General features: G+C 44.8%; 15 protein-coding genes. 12 read left to right on the top strand and 3 right to left on the bottom strand.

All coding sequences use genetic code 11. The features are described 5' to 3' along the window. The first annotated feature begins 53 nt into the window (after nt 1-53). Nucleotides 54-1,187 carry a response regulator gene (locus NH462_RS04345; protein WP_253104361.1) on the top strand — a complete coding sequence of 378 codons (1,134 nt, stop codon included), beginning with the start codon at nt 54-56 and terminating at the stop codon, nt 1,185-1,187. A 100-nt stretch (nt 1,188-1,287) separates the two neighbouring features. Here NH462_RS04345 and queG read toward each other — a convergent pair whose 3' ends face one another. Continuing rightward, complete coding sequence (gene queG, locus NH462_RS04350; RefSeq protein WP_253104365.1) at nt 1,288-2,421, bottom strand: tRNA epoxyqueuosine(34) reductase QueG; 1,134 nt, start codon at nt 2,419-2,421, stop codon at nt 1,288-1,290. Nucleotides 2,422-2,432: 11 nt separating this feature from the next. On the opposite strand from queG, the gene NH462_RS04355 reads away from it, so the two are divergent. The 9 genes from NH462_RS04355 (at nt 2,433) to hflC (ending at nt 12,395) form a co-directional block, all read left to right on the top strand. Beyond that, complete coding sequence (locus NH462_RS04355; RefSeq protein ID WP_253104367.1) at nt 2,433-3,917, top strand: NAD(P)H-hydrate dehydratase; 1,485 nt, start codon at nt 2,433-2,435, stop codon at nt 3,915-3,917. Beyond that, nucleotides 3,914-4,387, top strand: coding sequence for a tRNA (adenosine(37)-N6)-threonylcarbamoyltransferase complex ATPase subunit type 1 TsaE (gene tsaE / locus NH462_RS04360; protein ID WP_010605655.1), 474 nt, complete (start codon nt 3,914-3,916; stop codon nt 4,385-4,387). Before NH462_RS04355 ends, tsaE begins: the two co-directional genes overlap by 4 nt. Then, complete coding sequence (locus NH462_RS04365) at nt 4,380-5,723, top strand: N-acetylmuramoyl-L-alanine amidase (RefSeq protein WP_253104370.1); 1,344 nt, start codon at nt 4,380-4,382, stop codon at nt 5,721-5,723. Before tsaE ends, NH462_RS04365 begins: the two co-directional genes overlap by 8 nt. 3 nt (nt 5,724-5,726) lie before the next feature. Further along, nucleotides 5,727-7,592 carry a DNA mismatch repair endonuclease MutL gene (gene mutL / locus NH462_RS04370; RefSeq protein WP_253104372.1) on the top strand — a complete coding sequence of 622 codons (1,866 nt, stop codon included), beginning with the start codon at nt 5,727-5,729 and terminating at the stop codon, nt 7,590-7,592. Between the two features lie 106 nt (nt 7,593-7,698). Further along, the gene (miaA, locus tag NH462_RS04375) at nt 7,699-8,589 is read left to right on the top strand and encodes a tRNA (adenosine(37)-N6)-dimethylallyltransferase MiaA (protein ID WP_226899384.1); all 891 of its coding nucleotides are present in this window, start codon (nt 7,699-7,701) and stop codon (nt 8,587-8,589) included. A 76-nt stretch (nt 8,590-8,665) separates the two neighbouring features. After that, nucleotides 8,666-8,929 (top strand): RNA chaperone Hfq, encoded by a 264-nt coding sequence (hfq, locus tag NH462_RS04380; RefSeq protein WP_010377383.1) that lies wholly within the window; start codon nt 8,666-8,668, stop codon nt 8,927-8,929. A 24-nt stretch (nt 8,930-8,953) separates the two neighbouring features. Then, nucleotides 8,954-10,243 carry a ribosome rescue GTPase HflX gene (gene hflX, locus NH462_RS04385; RefSeq protein WP_010605651.1) on the top strand — a complete coding sequence of 430 codons (1,290 nt, stop codon included), beginning with the start codon at nt 8,954-8,956 and terminating at the stop codon, nt 10,241-10,243. 92 nt (nt 10,244-10,335) lie between these two features. Then, the gene (hflK, locus tag NH462_RS04390; RefSeq protein WP_099030575.1) at nt 10,336-11,511 is read left to right on the top strand and encodes an FtsH protease activity modulator HflK; all 1,176 of its coding nucleotides are present in this window, start codon (nt 10,336-10,338) and stop codon (nt 11,509-11,511) included. A gap of 5 nt (nt 11,512-11,516) precedes the next feature. After that, nucleotides 11,517-12,395, top strand: coding sequence for a protease modulator HflC (gene hflC / locus NH462_RS04395; RefSeq protein WP_253104374.1), 879 nt, complete (start codon nt 11,517-11,519; stop codon nt 12,393-12,395). A 310-nt stretch (nt 12,396-12,705) separates the two neighbouring features. Here hflC and NH462_RS04400 read toward each other — a convergent pair whose 3' ends face one another. After that, entirely contained in the window at nt 12,706-13,866 is a 1,161-nt protein-coding gene (locus NH462_RS04400) for a DcaP family trimeric outer membrane transporter (RefSeq protein ID WP_253104376.1), read from the bottom strand. A 319-nt stretch (nt 13,867-14,185) separates the two neighbouring features. On the opposite strand from NH462_RS04400, the gene acs reads away from it, so the two are divergent. Continuing rightward, a complete protein-coding gene (gene acs, locus NH462_RS04405) occupies nt 14,186-16,126 on the top strand; it encodes an acetate--CoA ligase (protein WP_253104379.1) in 1,941 nt (646 codons plus the stop codon). 86 nt (nt 16,127-16,212) lie between these two features. Further along, nucleotides 16,213-16,866, top strand: a complete 654-nt coding sequence (locus NH462_RS04410; protein WP_010377395.1) for a response regulator transcription factor — start codon at nt 16,213-16,215, stop codon at nt 16,864-16,866. A 47-nt stretch (nt 16,867-16,913) separates the two neighbouring features. On the opposite strand, the gene NH462_RS04415 is transcribed toward NH462_RS04410, so the two are convergent. Further along, the gene (locus NH462_RS04415; protein WP_010377399.1) at nt 16,914-18,098 is read right to left on the bottom strand and encodes a VWA domain-containing protein; all 1,185 of its coding nucleotides are present in this window, start codon (nt 18,096-18,098) and stop codon (nt 16,914-16,916) included. Between the last annotated feature and the right edge of the window lies 1 nt (nt 18,099).

An 18,099-nucleotide genomic window follows, 5' to 3' on the forward strand; every position in this document is an offset into this window, starting at 1 on the left:
GTATTTTCCCCACAGTGCCTTTCCCATTGTGAATCGACGAAGGATATTCATTTATGGCTTTACGTAGAATCTTAGCAGTTGACGACGAACCATTTAATCTAGAAATCATTGAAGAGATTTTAGAAGACTTAGACTTTGAGTTAAAAACCGTTGAAAGCGGTCATGAATGTCTAGCTGTAGTTGAAGACTTTGACCCTCAAGTTATTTTACTTGATGTGAGTATGCCAAAAATGAGCGGTTATGAGGTATGTAAGGCGATTAAAGCCAATCCAAACACACAGCATATTATCGTTATGTTTGTGTCGGCAAGGGGCTCTGTTGAAGAGCGCATGGAAGGCTACTCAGTGGGTGCTGAAGATTATATTGTTAAGCCGTTTGGCCAAGGTGAGCTAAAAGCCAAGCTCACGCACTTGAATCAAATGCTACTAGAAAAAGATATTCTGGCTCAGCAAATTGAAGATGCAACCTCCACAGCATTTAGCGCCATGGCTAATAGCAGTGAAATGGGGCAAATCGTTACCTACATCGAGCAAATCGGTGAAATAGAAACAATCCCACGACTGGCGGAAGCTTTATGTCAATGTTTAAAGGGACTGGGACTTAATTGTAATGTTGAGGTTCGGCTTGAGGGACAAAAGCATCACTTTGCAACTACGGGAATTTGCTCACCTATCGTCATTGAATTATTTGAGATCTTACACACCAAAGGGCGATTACATGAATTTACTAACCGCATATTGGTTAACTATCCATTTTTGAGTATTTTAATCCTCAATATGCCGGGAGACGATCCTGATAAACACGGTAGATTGCGGGATCATATTTGCTTTATTGCCAGTGTAACGGAGCAACAGTTAATTGCTATTTCCACTAAACGCAAGCTGGTACAGCAACACGAAGATTTGGAAGAAGCGATAAAGATGGTGCAAGGTAAATTTAATAGCATGGTGTCGCTGCTTGATAGAAATCGTCAAGAAAACGAAAAAGTGTTCCGTTCATTACAAGAGTTATTTGAAGAGCGCATTCCGACAATGGGTCTAGACGAAGATCAGGAGATGTTTATCTATCAAAACGTCGATAAAGCGATTCAAAGCTCAGTCGCACGGGAAGAAAGTGTGCGAGAAGTGAAAACCGCTTTCCATGATATTGAAGAAGACTTAAAACTACTCTCGCGACGCTCAGAATAGCAACCCTACTTTCCAATACCGCCGTAGGTCGCGCTTTAGCGCGACTTTTTAGCACGGGTTTATCGCGACAAAGCCCTTAAAACATCTCGCAACAAATCCGCTAAGCGTCTCGTGGCAAGCCCTTTTCAATAATGCGGATCAACCTTGCTTTTTTGCGTTCATGTTGGTCTGACTTTTGTCTTTGTTGCTCCAACGCCCAGTCGATATGCTCGATAACAAGGGGAGTGGTATTTTGACGTTTTTCCTCAAGTGCTATAACGATAGCTTCATCGTATTGTGCATTGCCAAGGCCAACGGCTAAGTTTCGCAGCCAACGTTCATGTCCAATCCGGCGAATGGGGCTACCTTCGGTGTTTTTCAAAAATGTTGCTTCATCCCAAGCAAATAAGGCCAACAATTGCTGATCTTTAAGTTGAGTTCGCGGCAAAAAGTCGGCTTCTTCCGTTATTTGACCATAGCGATTCCATGGGCAGACTAACTGGCAATCATCACAACCGTATATCCGATTCCCCATTTTTGCCCTAAATTCCTCTGGGATAGCGCCTTGAAGCTCTATAGTGAGATAAGAAATACAGCGTCTCGCATCGACGACATAAGGTTCTACGATGGCGCCGGTGGGGCATAAAGTTAGGCAGGCGGTACAACGGCCGCAACCTTCTTCTTGGTTTGGTTTATCAATGGGAAGAGGAATATCAACAAACAGCTCACCCAAGAAAAACCAAGAACCCGCCTGCTTATTAATCACTAGACTGTTTTTTCCACGCCAGCCAAGTCCTGCTTTTTCTGCAATTTGTCGCTCTAGTACAGGGGCTGAATCGACAAAAGGACGAAACCCTAACGTGCCGACTTCTTGCTCAATCTTTTGTCCGAGCTGCTTTAGCTTGTTGCGCATTACTTTATGATAGTCTCGACCTAATGCATAACGAGAGATGTAGGCGGTGGTTTTGTTACCAAGCGCTCTGGCAAAGCTGGCATCGGGTGGCAGGTAGTTCATTTTCACCGAAATAATGCGCTGAGTGCCAGGAACCAGCTCAGCGGGGCGGGCACGCTTCATTCCATGCGCCGCCATATACGCCATTTCACCATGATAGCCTGCGTCTAACCAGCGCTGAAGTTGCGCTTCATGATCGCGTAAATCAATGTCGGTTATACCGACTTCTGCAAAGCCAAGTTCTTGGCCCCATTGCTTAATTTGTGCTGCAAGTTCACTATAATTGATATTATCGGTCGTCACGGGAAGAAATAATGGCTAATGAATACACGGACAATTTACCACAATTTGCTTATTCAGCCCAACAAGTACAGCAATATGAAGCAAAAGCCGCAAAGTTATCAGGTACAAACCTAAGTACCTTAATGCAACGAGCTGGGACTGCTGCATTTCGCTTTATTGAAAACAGCCAGCCAAAATCCAGCCATATCTTAGTTATCACAGGTAAAGGTAATAACGCGGGAGACGGTTTTGTCGTTGCTCAATTATGTCAGCAGGCTGGGTTTTCCGTCACCGTATTTGCGTTATTTGCACCCGAAAGCTTAATGGGCGATGCGCAGCAGGCATTTTCTCAATATCAAGGCGCATTGGTTTTTTCGTTGAACGAGGTAGAGTTAAGCCAGTTTACGGTTGTGGTTGATGGTGTGTTCGGCACCGGTTTTAGAGGTGAGCTGCCTGACCATGTTTGCCTTTGTTTTGACAAAATAAATAAACTGCCAATTACTAGGTTGGCACTTGATGTACCGAGCGGTATAAATGCCACAACAGGAGAAGTTGCGGCCAGTGCATTTTTAGCTACCAAAACCATCACATTTATCGCGTTAAAACAGGGCTTACTTAGCGGCTCAGCAAAGCGTTTTGTGGGAACGTTATTGTTAGCCGATTTGGATGTTGGTGAATCATTCAAAACCCTAGTAACGCCAACATCTAATTATTTAAATCATGAAACCTTCATGGCAGCAAGGCCGCAGCGAGCATTAGATAGCTATAAAAATGCCCATGGTCATGTGTTACTTATTGGCGGTAATCGTGGCATGGCTGGGGCAATTCGATTGGCAGCAGAAGCCGCTCTGCGAGCTGGGGCTGGCCTTGTATCGGTAGCGACTCATCCTGATAATATCGCGAGCGTCTTACAGGGGCGCTTTGAATTAATGGTGCACGGTGTTGGGAGTGCGAATGAGTTATCGCCACTGATGAAAAAAGCCAGTGTGATAGTGCTTGGTCCCGGGCTTGGTCAAGACGCTTGGGCAAAATCACTTTTTAACTGTGCGGTGGCAACTGAATTGCCGATGGTTATGGATGCTGATGGGCTCAATTGTTTAGCGCATGTACCGAGGCAAAAATCAAACTGGGTGTTAACGCCTCACCTAGGTGAAGCAAGGCGGTTATTGAGTTACTTAGAGACACCGCTAAATGAACACGACCGCTTCGCGGTGGCTAAAAAAATTAGCCATGAATATGGCGCTGTTACGGTACTAAAAGGGCCGGGCAGTTTGATATCTGAAGGTGAGCGGATAAATATTAATCGTTCAGGCTGTGCGGGAATGGCGAGTGCTGGGATGGGCGATGTTTTATCTGGTATCATAGGCGGTTTAATTGCCCAAGGGATGGAAGCATTTGCTGCAACAAACCTAGCCGTGTATATTCATGGTTTAGCTGCCGAGCAGGCCGCCCATGATGGCGAAAAAGGTATGTTGGCCGGGGATTTATTCGAACATATTCGAGGTATTTTAGGGTGACGACAGGTCATATGAAATTCGATTTGGCTGATGAGCCAGCAACAGTTGCCATGGGTAATAAAATTGCCAATGTTATTCGTCAAGGTGCGGTACTTTTTTTACACGGTGATTTAGGCGCAGGTAAAACCACGCTCACTCGCGGTATTGTGCAAAGCCTTGGTCATTCAGGTAAGGTAAAAAGTCCAACTTATACCTTAGTTGAACCTTATGAACTGGATGATGTCTCAATATATCATTTTGATTTATATCGATTAGGTTCGCCTGAAGAGCTCGAATACATGGGGATCCGGGATTACTTTGCAAGTAATGCTATCTGTGTTGTTGAGTGGCCTGAAAAAGGTGAAGGCTTTATTCCAAACCCAGATATAGACGTCACAATGCAGTATGCTGGTGATGGCCGTCAAATTACACTTGAGGCCAAGTCTAGCCGCGGCGAGGCACTATTAAAACAATTACAAGATTATGCGTAATCAGCCGACTATCAGTTATATTTTCATTTTTATCTGCATGCTCTTAACGAGCATGCACAGCATTGCCCAAAACGCCATCGAAAGTGTGCGTGTTTGGCCCTCTCCAGAAAGCACTCGTATTGTTTTTGATATGAGCGATAAGCCGGATTACAGCTATTTTGTGCTGAAAAATCCGCTGCGCTTAGTGATCGACCTTGAAAACACTAAGCAACAAAAAGACTTTCCGAGTATTCCTGACGAACATCGCGTTGTAAACAAAGTGCGTCACAGCAAACCGAAGAATAGCAATTCTGCACGGATTGTTGTGGAGCTAAGTCGCAGCGCTACGCCAAAAATCTTTGCGTTAGCACCAACCGGTCCGTATAAAAACCGACTAGTCGTTGATTTGTATGGTAAGCAGATGAGCGCTTATGACGATACAAAAACTGCCACGCCACGAAAAACACTGGCGCAAGACAGAGATATTGTCATCGCCATCGATGCGGGTCATGGCGGTGAAGATCCGGGTTCCATTGGGCCTTCAGGTACTTATGAAAAGCTCGTAACCATTCAAATTGCGAAGCGTTTAGCACGCTTAGTCGATAGCCAACCGGGGATGAGCGCAAAGCTTATTCGTACTGGCGATTATTACCTCAAGTTGAATACGAGAACCGCAAGAGCGCGCGAAAGGAAAGCGGATTTCTTTGTGTCTATTCACGCAGATGCCTTCACCAGCCCTCAACCACGCGGTGCGTCGGTCTGGGTGTTATCACTGCGCAGAGCAAATTCTGAAATAGGTAAGTGGCTAGAAGACAAAGAAAAACACTCACAGTTATTAGGTGGTGCAGCCGATTTAATTAAAGATACGGCCAACGAAAAATATTTAGCCAAAGCGCTACTTGATATGTCGATGGAACATTCGATGAAAACCGGGTTTCAGGTCGCAGAAGAAGTCGTCAAAGAGCTGAAAAAAGTGGCAAAAATGCACAAAAGCAGACCGCAAGCTGCAAACTTTGGGGTACTAAAATCACCAGATATACCTTCGATCCTGGTGGAAACAGGCTTTATTTCAAACCCTCAAGAAGAAAAACTATTAATGTCTCCGCATTACCAAGAGCGTTTAGCTCGGGCTATTTTTAGTTCGATAAAAGGCTATTATGAAAAAAATCCACCGGATAACTCGCTATTTGCGCGTATGCAATCCAATAAGCCGGTAACGCATAAAGTAAAAAGTGGCGAGTCATTGAGTGTGCTGGCTAGCCGTTATGGCATTACGGTCAGTGAATTGAAAAAAGCAAATAACCTGAAAAACAATACCTTGTTTATTGGGCAAGTCTTAACTATTCCAAAAGCGTAAATGATGACGATAGAAATACTTCCAGCTCGGTTAGCCAACCAAATCGCAGCCGGTGAGGTGGTGGAGCGGCCAGCGTCCGTTGTGAAAGAGCTGGTGGAAAACAGTATTGATGCTGGTGCGACGCGCATTCAAATAGATATTGAGCGTGGAGGACACAAGCTTATTCGGATCCGTGATAATGGTATTGGCATTGTTAAAGATGAGCTGATGTTGGCGCTTTCTCGCCACGCGACAAGTAAACTGAAAAGCTTGGATGATCTGGAGTGTATTGCTTCGCTTGGCTTTCGAGGTGAGGCGCTGGCATCCATCAGTTCAGTATCGCGACTGACTCTGAGCTCTAAACCTCAAGCGCAAGAAACTGCTTGGCAGGCTTTCGCCGAAGGGCGAGATATGGCTGTGCAGGTTCAACCTACCGCGCACCCAGACGGTACCACCATTGAAGTCAAAGATCTGTTTTTCAACACGCCTGCGCGCAGGAAATTTCTACGTACTGAAAAAACTGAGTTTAGCCATATCGATGAGCTGGTTAAGCGTATTGCATTGAGTCGTTTTGATGTTGCCATCACGCTCACTCATAACCAAAAGGTGGTTCGCCAATATCGCCCTCGCACTATTGAAAAAGGGGTTGAGCGAGTTGCGCAAGTTGGTGGTAAAGCATTCTTACAGCAAGCAAGCTTTATCGACTCAGGGCATGAGGGACTGAGGTTATTCGGTTGGGTGTTACCTGCAGGGGTCAACAACGGCACACAATATACCTACGTGAATGGTCGTATGATGCGAGATAAGCTCATCTTGCATGCTATTCGCCAAGCATTTGATGAATCAATCGGGCATGAAGAGCTTCCCGGTTTTGTCATATATCTTGAGTTAGATCCGAGACAAGTTGACGTTAATGTCCATCCCGCGAAACACGAAGTTCGCTTCCATCAAGCGCGCTTGGTTCACGACTTTATCGTACAAGCAATAAAGCAGGTCGCGACGGAGCAAATTGATTTACCTTGTGCAAGCGAGACCGAGACTCAAGCTCTTGATACCACATCGCCGTTATTTACGCCTCAAGAACAGGTAGATGAAACCTATCATCAAAGTTACCGTTCAAACTTACAGCCCGAAACGCAAGCACAGACCTATTCGGCTCCAAGTGCCTTCGGCGAGCGCTCTGAAGCATCAAGAGCAGCCTCAGGTAGCGGTCGAAGTAATTATGGCGGTGCAACAGGTGGTGGCAAAAAACAGGTGAATGTAAACCAGCTCTATCAAGGGCTATCACATCAACAGATGCAGCACTTCGATCAAATTGAAGAAGGTGTATTACCGTCAAGTGAAGTAAGTAGCGTCCCGATATCCGCCAGTAAATCTAGCTGGATGTTGTTGCCGCAAGGCAAAGTTATGCTTGAGCAAGACAATCAGTTGTTGTTTGGTGATTGTAGGCAAGGGCTGTTGCCATATTGGCAAATGCAAATTGAGCAAGATGGCACACTGCAAGGCAAAGCGCTGTTGTTACCTGTGCGCATCAAGTTAGATAAAGCCGCACTGGAAGCATTGCAGCAGCGTGAAACTTGGTTGGCAATTTTAGGGTTTACGATTGAAATTTTTGATGGCCATATTTTAGTTAAAAAGTTGCCAGTGTCGCTCTATAGCATAGATGTTGGTGAAATTTCTAAGCAGATGATGGAACCAAGCTCAGATGCTGAACTCCAAGATTGGTTACAGTGGCTAGAAGTCTCAACACCCAGTAGCTATTTCGATAGCCAGCATTTTGATTTAGTTAAAGAAAAATTACTTTCAAAAGCCTCATGTTTGGCTCGTATTCATAAAAGTGCGGTTACAATTGATGCCCAGAAGTTGGTCATTTTTTTAAGTTCGCAGTAATTCGTGTCTAAGTAGGTATTAATTACCATGTACTATCAGCTATAATACGAGATTAGTGCAATTTATTAGTAGGTTAGATGTGAACAAGTTACCTGTCATTACCCTAATGGGACCGACAGCAGCGGGCAAAACCGCATTGGCCATAGAGTTATGCCAAGCGTTAAATACCGAAATCATCAGTGTAGACTCGGCGTTAGTGTACAAAGGGATGGATATCGGTACGGCAAAGCCGAGCGCACAAGAGCAAGCACAGGCACCGCATCACCTAATTGATATTATTGACCCTGCACAAAGCTATTCGGTTGCTGAGTTTCGTGCTGATGCTATTAAACTAATTGATGATTTTCATCAGCGTGGCAAGGTGCCAATTTTAGTCGGTGGCACGATGATGTACTTTAAAGGCTTGATTGAAGGCCTGTCGCCATTACCAGAGGCTGATGCTGAAATCAGAGCGGTATTGGAGCGCGAAGCCGAACAAAAGGGTTGGCCTGCGCTGCATCAACAGTTAAAAGAGATTGACCCAGAAGCCGCGGCTAAAATCAGCGAAAACGATTCGCAACGCATCAACCGCGCTTTGGAAGTTTATCGCATTAGTGGTAAAACGATGACTCAATTGCAGCAAAGCAAACAGGATGCATTGCCGTATCAGTTTCATCAATTTGCGATTGCGCCAAATGACCGAAAAGTCTTACATGAACGTATAGAGAAAAGATTTAAAATAATGTTGGATGAAGGCTTTAAAAATGAAGTTTTGGCCTTATATCAACGTAAAGATTTACACCCTGATTTGCCTTCTATTCGCTGTGTCGGATATCGGCAAATGTGGGAGTATTTAGCTGGCGAGTGCGATTATAACGAAATGGTTTTCAAAGGCGTCGCAGCGACCAGACAACTGGCGAAGCGGCAATTAACTTGGCTGAGGGGGTGGCAAGATGTGACTTGGCTTGACACCGATAGTCAAGAAAACTTGCAACGTGTTCTAACTTCGCTAAGCTAATAGTAGTTGTTAAATCAGCGTGTTCTGATTAAATCAACGACCTGACATAATAACACCTAAAACGAAGGATAAGAAAATGGCAAAAGGCCAATCTTTACAAGACCCATTTTTGAATGTCTTGCGTCGTGAGCGCATTCCTGTCTCAATTTTTTTAGTGAATGGCATTAAATTACAGGGCAAAATCCAGTCATTTGACCAATTTGTGATTTTGCTTGAAAACACAGTAAACCAAATGGTTTACAAACACGCCATCTCCACTGTGGTTCCAGCTCGTGCGGTTAACTTCCAAAATGCAACCGGAAGTGAAGCGGGCGACCAAGGTGAAGAAGGTAATTATTAATTCTTATTAGTAGGAGCTTAATGCTTGTTTGACCGTTATGAAGCCGGCGAACAGGCAGTCTTGGTTCATATAGAATTTCCTCACGAAGGAGATCGCGAAGATCTACGTGAATTGGAAATGCTAGTTTCTTCTGCTGGTGTTAGTAGTGTGGCGGTTGTGCAAGGCAGCCGTCAAGCACCACATGCAAAGTTGTTTGTCGGAACGGGTAAAGCTGAAGAAATTGCCGAGATTGTCAACATCCACAACGCAGATGTCATCATATTTAACCACCAACTCAGTCCCTCACAAGAGCGCAATTTAGAACGCGTTTGTAAGTGCCGAGTGTTAGATAGGACAACGCTGATCTTAGATATTTTCGCGCAAAGAGCCCGTACCCACGAAGGTAAATTGCAGGTTGAGCTTGCTCAGCTAAGGCATATCTCTACGCGCTTAATTCGAGGATGGACGCACTTAGAAAGGCAAAAAGGGGGGATCGGCTTACGTGGTCCTGGTGAAACCCAATTAGAAACCGATAGACGGTTACTAAGAGAGCGAATTAAGAGTATTCGTAAACGATTAGACAAGGTAGCCGTTGTGCGTGAGCAAGGGCGTCGAGCGCGCAGTCGTAACGAGATCCCAACCGTTTCTCTAGTAGGCTACACCAATGCGGGTAAATCGACGCTGTTTAACAAAATTACGGATGCGGATGTTTATGCTGCGGACCAATTGTTCGCAACGCTTGATCCTACGCTAAGAAAGATAGAAATCGATGATGTTGGCCCCGTTATCTTAGCAGATACAGTGGGTTTTATTCGTCATTTACCTCATGACTTGGTAGCAGCATTTAAGGCGACTTTAACAGAGACTCGTGAGGCGGATTTACAGCTTCATGTCATCGATGTTGCAGATCCGAGAAGAAAAGAAAACATAGAACAGGTACAATTGGTTCTAGAGGAAATTGAAGCCAATGACATTCCTCAACTTTTAGTCTACAACAAAATTGATCTAATGGACGAAGTTGCGCCTAGAATAGATAGAGACGATGAAGGAAAACCGATCAGAGTGTGGTTAAGCGCACACTCTGGGGAAGGGATTTCGTTGTTATTCGACGCCGTTAAAGAGTTGTTGGCAAAAACCGTTTTCACAGCTGAGCTTGCTGTCCCTCCTGCGCTTGGGCGTTTACGAGGTGCGCTATTTGAGCTTAATGCCGTGGATGAAAAAGGCTACGACGAGCAAGGCAACTGGCTTGTTTCGGTAAGAATGCCAAAAATCGAATGGGAAAAGCTCAATAAGGAATTCGGGCGAAATCTCAATGATTTGGTCGTTGGTAGTTAAAAATCGTCAATTTCGAGCGTATTTTTATATGAGAGTCGCTCGAATTTTGTTAGATTTAACCTAATTCATTTAAATAACAATGGAGTATAGCTATGGCCTGGAACGAACCGGGTAATAATGGCAATGATAACGATCCGTGGAAAAACCGCGGGGGGCGGGATCAAGGCCCACCTGATCTAGATGAAGTATTCCGTAAATTTGGTAATAAATTCGGCGGTATTTTCGGCGGTAAGCCGGGGAAAGGTGGTAATGGCGGATTAGGCGGTGCTGGTTTCGTCTTTATACTTATTATCGCAGCCATCGTATGGGCACTAAGTGGTATTTACACGGTAAAAGAAGCTGAGCGCGGTATCGTGTTGCAATTTGGTAAGTTTGACCGTATTGCTGAGCCAGGTCTGCGTTGGAAAGCCACGTTCATCGAACGTGTTATTCCTGTAGATATTGAAGCGGTACGTTCATTGTCGGCCTCTGGCTTTATGCTTACGGAAGACGAAAACGTAGTAAGCGTTGAGTTTGAAGTGCAATATCGTGTTGTAGATCCAACGCTTTATCGTTTTAGTGTGACCGATGCTGACCACAGCTTACAACAAGCGCTAGACAGTGCACTGCGTTACGTTGTGGGTCATTCTCGCATGGACCAAGTGTTAACTACAGGTCGTGAAGTGGTTCGTCAGCGCACTTGGGAAGAGCTAAACAGTATTATCGAACCATACAATCTTGGTTTGATTGTTACAGACGTTAACTTTAAAGACTCGCGTCCTCCTTCAGAAGTAAAAGACGCATTTGATGATGCGATTGCTGCGCAAGAAGATGAAGAGCGCTTTATCCGTGAAGCAGAAGCTTATGCGAAAGAAATTGAACCGCGTGCGCGTGGTCAAGTAACTCGTATGACGCAAGAAGCAGAAGCTTATCGCGAACGTATTATCCTTGAATCTCGAGGTGAAGTGGAGCGCTTTGAAAAGCTACTGCCAGAATACCAAGCGGCGAAAGAAGTAACGCGTAAACGCTTATATATTGATGCGATGGAGCAAGTTTTAGGTCGAAGCTCAAAGGTATTGGTTGATGTTGAAGGTGGTAATAACATGTTGTATCTACCGCTTGATAAGATTATGCAATCACATAACAATGCTTCGTCACCAGTTCGTTTACCAAATCAAAGTGAAATAGAGCAACTTCGTCAAAGAATTGAAGGTAACCAGCAGCAAAATAGTTCTGTCAATTCAGGCGGTGATAGATTTAACCGCGACAGATTTGGTAACGGGAGATAATCAATATGAAGAATTTTAGTCTACTTCTATTAGTCACTGCCGTGATCATGTCTTTCTCAGGTATCTTTGTAGTAAACGAAGGTCAAAGAGCGATCGTACTGCTATTTAGCAAGGTACAAAAAGATGAGAATGGCGATGCGTTGGTATATGAACCTGGCCTTCACCTGAAAGTGCCTTTCTTTAGCCAAGTACGCAAATTAGATGCACGTATCCAAACACTTGATGGTCAACCTGATCGCTTTGTAACGAGCGAGAAAAAAGACTTAATTGTGGATTCGTATGTAAAGTGGCGCGTAAACGATTTTAGCTCTTATTACCTACGTGCGCGTGGCGATAAGCAATATGCTGAAACGCTACTAAAACAAAAGGTCAATAACGGTCTAAGAACAAACTTCGGTTCGCGTACTATCAAAGAGATAGTATCGGGTGAACGTAGCGAGCTAATGGAGGAAGCGTTAGTTCAAGCGTCAGAAAGTGCAACTGAGCTTGGGATTGAAGTACTTGATGTCCGTGTTAAGCAAATTAACCTACCTAACGAAGTAAGTAACTCAATCTACCAGCGTATGCGTGCGGAGCGTCAAGCAGTGGCGAAAGAGCACCGTTCTGAGGGTCAAGAGAAGGCGGAGACCATCCGTGCTAATGTTGACCGTCGTGTTACCGTTATGCTTGCAGATGCTGAGCGTAATGCTCGCGCGGTTCGCGGTCAAGGTGATGCAACGGCGGCAAACATCTATGCAAACGCGTATAACAAAGACCCTGAGTTTTTCGGGTTTGTTCGTTCGCTTGAAGCATATAAAAATACCTTTAAAGATAAGAATGACGTTATGGTGTTATCACCGGACAGCAAGTTCTTTGATTATATGAAGGATGCAAAAGCACAATAAGATGATGCTTTTGAGATAATTGTAAAACCCCGCTAGCCAGCGGGGTTTTTTATTGGCGCGATATGGTCACAAACGTTAGACCATGAAATCCCACGAGTAGTCGCGACCTTTTATGCCGAAAAACACACCATAGCTGCGACGTTATGTCGCGAAAAAGCACACCGTAGCAGCGACTTTAAGTCGCCAAGAAACACATCGTAGCAGCGGACTTTATGTCGCGAAAAAGCAAATCGTGACCAACAATAAAAAAGCGGCCAATAGGCCGCAGTTAGGAAGTGAATTGGTACTAGCCTATTAAAATAACAAAACCTTAAAACACGTACTTCACTGAAAGTTGTAGTCTGTCTAAATCACCTTCAAAGCCACTTTCTGTTTCCCGAGTACCCATCTTATATTCAGCACCAAAGGTAAGTTTTTTCACAGGAGAATAAAGTAGGTTTGCGCTGTAACTCATACTTGATTTTGTCGGATCGCCAGTCACCGCCAGCAAACCGCTTTCGTTATCAGCATTAAAGAAAGAGTATAAGAATGTTGAGCGGAACTGTTCATTCCAGCTATGTTGATAAGCGATAAAGCCCGACGTCGAGTCAATTGCATGTAACGAGTTACCGTCGTATACCGCGCCATTAGCAACGTTTAGGCCTACGTAACGACCAAGCCCTTGACCTTGGGTCAGCATAAATTTCAAGTTATTGTCACCAAAATTAACACGACCGGACGCACTGACCCCAAATGAGCTTTCAGACTCATCAGCTCCACCGACTTTATAGGTAATTTGGCGCGCAAGTGCCGCTACCGCAATATGACCCCAATCAGCATTGTGTGTGTAACGTGCAGTGAAATCAGGCATGCTAGCGTCATCAGTGACGACACGGCCACTATCTGCAGTGGTAACTGTGCTTTCTGGGTTTTCAATAGAGAAAGACCAGTTTCCAGTGGTGTATTTAGCCATGGCTTGGCGTACGAAAACGGTGCCTTCAGCTGGGCCGACGAAGTCTAAAGTCTCTGGTAGCGCACTAACATTTTGGAAGTTTGACCAAGCTTGACCGAACAAGAAGCCCTTGTAGCTCACAAAGGCTTGGCGAATACGAGGTGAGTAGGAGTTACTAACACGCTCATTTCCTCCAGATGTAGAAATAAAGTCTAGCTCGATTTTAGTTTTGATACTGCTGCCATCATCGAGCTTAGTATCGGTCCCGAAGCTAAAGCGAGATTGGCGAGCGTGCATATCAAATACAGCGTCGCTATCTGAGTTAACCCCGACCGGGGTCGTACCAGGAACGTAAAAGTCTCGGCCGATATTTTGCGCCCCCAGCGCGCCGTCAGAAAAATCACTCCAAATGGCATCAAGCTTGATATAACCACCATAGTTAACTTTAGTATCGCCAATCTCAGCCGCAGTGGCAGGGAGAGTGCAGAGACTACTGATAGCAACTGCGAGCAGTTTTTTATTAATGTTATTCGTTGTCATAATCCAGTTCCTCAATAGCTGTGCTTTGCAGTTGGCAGCAGCTGACATTCATTTTAATCATCACTAACTGTTGTTTAAGGTTGGTTTTTACTCAATTACCTATTGGTCTATTAGACTAAGGTGGCATACGGTAAATGAGTGGAGGATAAGGCGAACATAACGTTTGTATCAAATTAGGTACGATTGGTAAGTTGTATGAAACTTTTACGTTTGCAGGTGTTCTACAACTAAGGTCTAATACTTAAACACCCAAGGCTGGGTGATCCTTAGGAAAAGCGTGTCTAGCAGACCTAGACCTCTAAATATAATGGAGATGACTATGTCACAGAGCATTTATCCAGTTCCTGAAAAAATCAAGAACGCAGCATTAATCAACGACGAGCAATATCAAGAACTATATCAAAAGTCGGTTGATGACCCCGCAGAGTTTTGGAAAGAGCACGGTCAACGTTTAGATTGGTTCAAACCTTATAGTAAAGTTAAAAATACCTCATTCGACAAAGGCCATATCAATATTAAATGGTATGAAGACGGCGTATTAAATGCCTCTTATAACTGTATCGATAGACACCTCGAAAAGCGCGCCGATAAAATCGCATTGATTTGGGAAGGCGATAACCCAGAACAAACAGAAAATATTACCTACCAACAACTACACGATGAAGTCGCAAAGCTTGCCAATGGCCTTAAGAGTCTAGGAGTTGCAAAGGGTGACCGCGTCGCTATCTACATGCCGATGACTCCACAGGCGATTTATGCCATGCAGGCCTGTGCAAGAATTGGTGCTATCCATTCCGTTGTGTTTGGGGGCTTTTCACCTTCAGCGATTGCAGACCGTATCAAAGATTCTGGCGCCAAAGTTGTCATCACCTCAGATGAAGGTCGTCGCGGTGGTAATTGTGTGCCGCTTAAGGCAAATGTCGATGAAGCGGTAGCGCAAGCTGGCGTCACCACTATCGAGCATGTGATTGTACATCAATTAACAGGTGGCGATGTTGAATGGAATGCTCACGATGTATGGTGGCATGAATTAGTTGCTGATAAACCTGCCGAATGTGAACCTGAAATGATGAATGCGGAAGATCCGCTCTTTATTCTTTATACCTCGGGCTCTACCGGTCAGCCGAAAGGGGTAGTGCATACTACGGGTGGATACCTAGTGTATGCATCAATGACCCATGAGTATGTATTCGACCTTCAAGAAGATGATATTTACTGGTGTAGCGCGGATGTGGGCTGGATCACGGGTCACAGTTATATTGCTTATGGTCCACTAGTAAATGGTTGTACTCAAGTTGTATTCGAAGGCGTGCCGACTTATCCAACGTCTGGTCGCATGGGTGAAATCGTTGATAAACATGGTGTTACTATTCTCTATACTGCACCTACCGCGATCCGTGCGTTGATGGCGAAGGGTGATGAGCCGACAGCAAGTTCTAAGCGTGACAGTTTACGTATTTTGGGTTCGGTCGGTGAGCCAATTAATCCAGAGGCTTGGTCTTGGTATTATGAGCAAATTGGTAATAGTGATTGTCCTATCGTAGATACTTGGTGGCAAACCGAAACGGGCGGCATCATGATCACGCCACTACCTGGCGCTACTGCACTTAAGCCGGGTTCTGCGACCCGTCCATTCTTTGGTATTGCTCCTGCACTATTTGACGCGGAAGGTAATACGCTGACAGGCGCGACCGAAGGTAATCTGGTGATTTTGGATAGCTGGCCTTCACAAGCCCGTACGGTTTATGGCGACCATGAGCGCTTTGAACAAACGTACTTCTCGGCTTATCCTGGCGTTTATTTTACGGGCGATGGTTGTCGCCGTGATGAAGACGGTTACTACTGGATCACAGGTCGTGTGGATGATGTACTTAACGTTTCAGGTCACCGCCTCGGTACTGCTGAAATTGAAAGTGCGCTAGTCGCTCACGAAGCGGTTGCTGAAGCGGCTGTGGTAGGCTATCCACACGACATTAAAGGCCAAGGGATCTATGTCTATATCACGCCAAATGAAGGGGTAACGGTATCTGACGAGTTAACTAAAGAGGTGAGAAATTGGGTGCGTAAAGAGCTAAGCCCAATTGCAACCCCTGACATGATCCAATGGTCTCCAGGTTTACCTAAAACCCGCTCTGGTAAAATCATGCGCCGTATTTTGCGTAAAATTGCAGCCAACGAGTATCAACAGTTAGGTGATACTTCTACACTTGCCGATCCAAGTGTGGTTGATGAATTAATCGAGAATAGATTGAATCGTTAACTGAATAACTTGAATTGCGACCTAATATAAACATACTATAACGGCTGTTATCTTTACGATAACAGCCGATTTTTTAGGAGCATAGCATGTATCAGTTTTTAATCGCGGATGATCATCCTCTATTTCGAGAGGCGCTTAAGGGGGCTCTAAAAGCGCAGTTTGAAGGACTAGAGGTATTCGAATCTGAAAACTTTGACACTACGCTCTCGGTCTTACAACAACAAGAAGAACTAGACCTACTCCTGCTCGATTTACATATGCCGGGCAATGGTGATTTATATGGACTAATTCGGATCCGTGAGGATCACCCAAGTCTTCCAGTTGTTGTGGTTTCGGGAAGCGAAGACCTCTCTATCATTTCTAAAGTGATGGGATACGGCGCGATGGGTTTTATCCCAAAAGCGGCGTCAGTAGAACAAATTACCGAAGCCATAGAGCAAGTGCTCGAAGGTGACACGTGGTTGCCTGAAGGCATGAAAGACAAAGTGGCTGAACTCGAAGGGGAAGACAAAGAGCTTGCCCAACAAGTGGCCTCGCTCACGCCACAGCAATATAAAGTGCTGCAATATTTACACGAAGGCTTGCTGAATAAGCAAATTGCCTATGAGCTAAATATTTCAGAGGCAACGGTGAAAGCACATATCACCGCTATCTTCAGAAAGTTGGGTGTCTATAACCGTACTCAAGCCGTATTGATTGCTTCAAAACTACAACTAGAACCTATCGAAGCGAATGACTAATTTCGCATCATTGCTTGCAAGGTGCTTACCTTGCAAGCAGCACTGCTTTAGCTCAATTCTTTAAACGCCTGACTTAGACCCTCTATTGTTAGCGGATACATTCTGTTTTGCATCAATTGATTTATTAGCTCTATTGAATGGTAATAAGACCAATAGCTTTGCGGCTGAGGATTAAGCCAAGCCACCTTACTGAAGTGATTGGTTAAACGATTCAGCCAAGTGGCGCCTGCTTCTTGATTCCAATGCTCTACGCTACCGCCGGGATAGGTGATTTCATAGGGGCCCATTGTCGCGTCACCAACAAATATTAGCCGATAGTCTGAGCCGTAACGGTTAATTAGCTGATAAGTATCAAGTAATTCGCTGTCACGACGGTCATTATCGTGCCAAACATGTTCGTACACACAATTATGAAAGTAAAAAAACTCAAGGTGCTTAAATTCACTGTGTGCGGCACTGAATAGTTGCTCACAAAGCTGGATATGGTCATCCATAGAGCCACCAATATCAAACAGCATCAATACCTTCACAGAGTTATGTCGCTCAGGAGCCATTTTCACATCCAACATGCCGCCTTGTCTTGCGGTTGCGCGAATAGTTTCATTAAGGTCGAGCTGATCACTTGCTCCGCTGCGCGCAAATTTACGCAATTGCTTGAGTGCAAGCTTAATATTGCGGCTGCTGATGTCGGTATTACTGTCGAGATTACGATACTGCCGCTTATCCCATACTTTTACGGCTTTCCGGTGGCGATTTCCATCTTGGCCAATGCGGATCCCTTCAGGATTATAGCCGTAAGCGCCAAAGGGGGAGGTGCCCCCTGTACCAACCCATTTATTGCCGCCTGCGTGACGTTTTTGTTGCTCAGCCAAGCGTGCTTTTAACGTTTCAAGGAGCTTATCGAGTCCACCCATGGCGTTCAGTTTGGCTTTTTCTTCTTCAGACAGTGATTTCTCAAACTCTTTACGCAACCAATCCTCTGGCAATTGCTGCTGTTGAAGTTGTGAGAAGAGGTCTATTGACTCTATTCCCTCAAAGTAATCAGCAAACGCACGGTCGAATTTATCAAACAAGGTCTCATCTTTCACGAAGATGGTTTTTGCCAAAAAGTAAAAGCCGTCTAGATCGGCAAAGCAAACTTCTTTATCCAGCGCCTCTAAACAGTCTAGTAATTCGCGCAGGCTCGCTTTGATACCGTAACGTCTAAGCGTGAGTACAAAATCGATGAGCATG

Source organism: Pseudoalteromonas sp. OANN1 (assembly GCF_024124685.1).
In the GTDB taxonomy this organism is placed as follows: Bacteria; Pseudomonadota; Gammaproteobacteria; order Enterobacterales; family Alteromonadaceae; genus Pseudoalteromonas; species Pseudoalteromonas piscicida.

Bases quoted from the DNA above. Each gene is read 5' to 3' on its own strand.
- NH462_RS04345 (WP_253104361.1), top strand. From the start codon at position 54: ATGGCTTTACGTAGAATCTTAGCAGTTGACGACGAACCATTTAATCTA.
- NH462_RS04355 (WP_253104367.1), top strand. From the start codon at position 2,433: ATGGCTAATGAATACACGGACAATTTACCACAATTTGCTTATTCAGCC.
- NH462_RS04365 (WP_253104370.1), top strand. From the start codon at position 4,380: ATGCGTAATCAGCCGACTATCAGTTATATTTTCATTTTTATCTGCATG.
- mutL (WP_253104372.1), top strand. From the start codon at position 5,727: ATGACGATAGAAATACTTCCAGCTCGGTTAGCCAACCAAATCGCAGCC.
- miaA (WP_226899384.1), top strand. From the start codon at position 7,699: ATGGGACCGACAGCAGCGGGCAAAACCGCATTGGCCATAGAGTTATGC.
- hfq (WP_010377383.1), top strand. From the start codon at position 8,666: ATGGCAAAAGGCCAATCTTTACAAGACCCATTTTTGAATGTCTTGCGT.
- hflK (WP_099030575.1), top strand. From the start codon at position 10,336: ATGGCCTGGAACGAACCGGGTAATAATGGCAATGATAACGATCCGTGG.
- hflC (WP_253104374.1), top strand. From the start codon at position 11,517: ATGAAGAATTTTAGTCTACTTCTATTAGTCACTGCCGTGATCATGTCT.
- NH462_RS04400 (WP_253104376.1), bottom strand. From the start codon at position 13,866: ATGACAACGAATAACATTAATAAAAAACTGCTCGCAGTTGCTATCAGT.
- acs (WP_253104379.1), top strand. From the start codon at position 14,186: ATGTCACAGAGCATTTATCCAGTTCCTGAAAAAATCAAGAACGCAGCA.
- NH462_RS04410 (WP_010377395.1), top strand. From the start codon at position 16,213: ATGTATCAGTTTTTAATCGCGGATGATCATCCTCTATTTCGAGAGGCG.
- NH462_RS04415 (WP_010377399.1), bottom strand. From the start codon at position 18,098: ATGCTCATCGATTTTGTACTCACGCTTAGACGTTACGGTATCAAAGCG.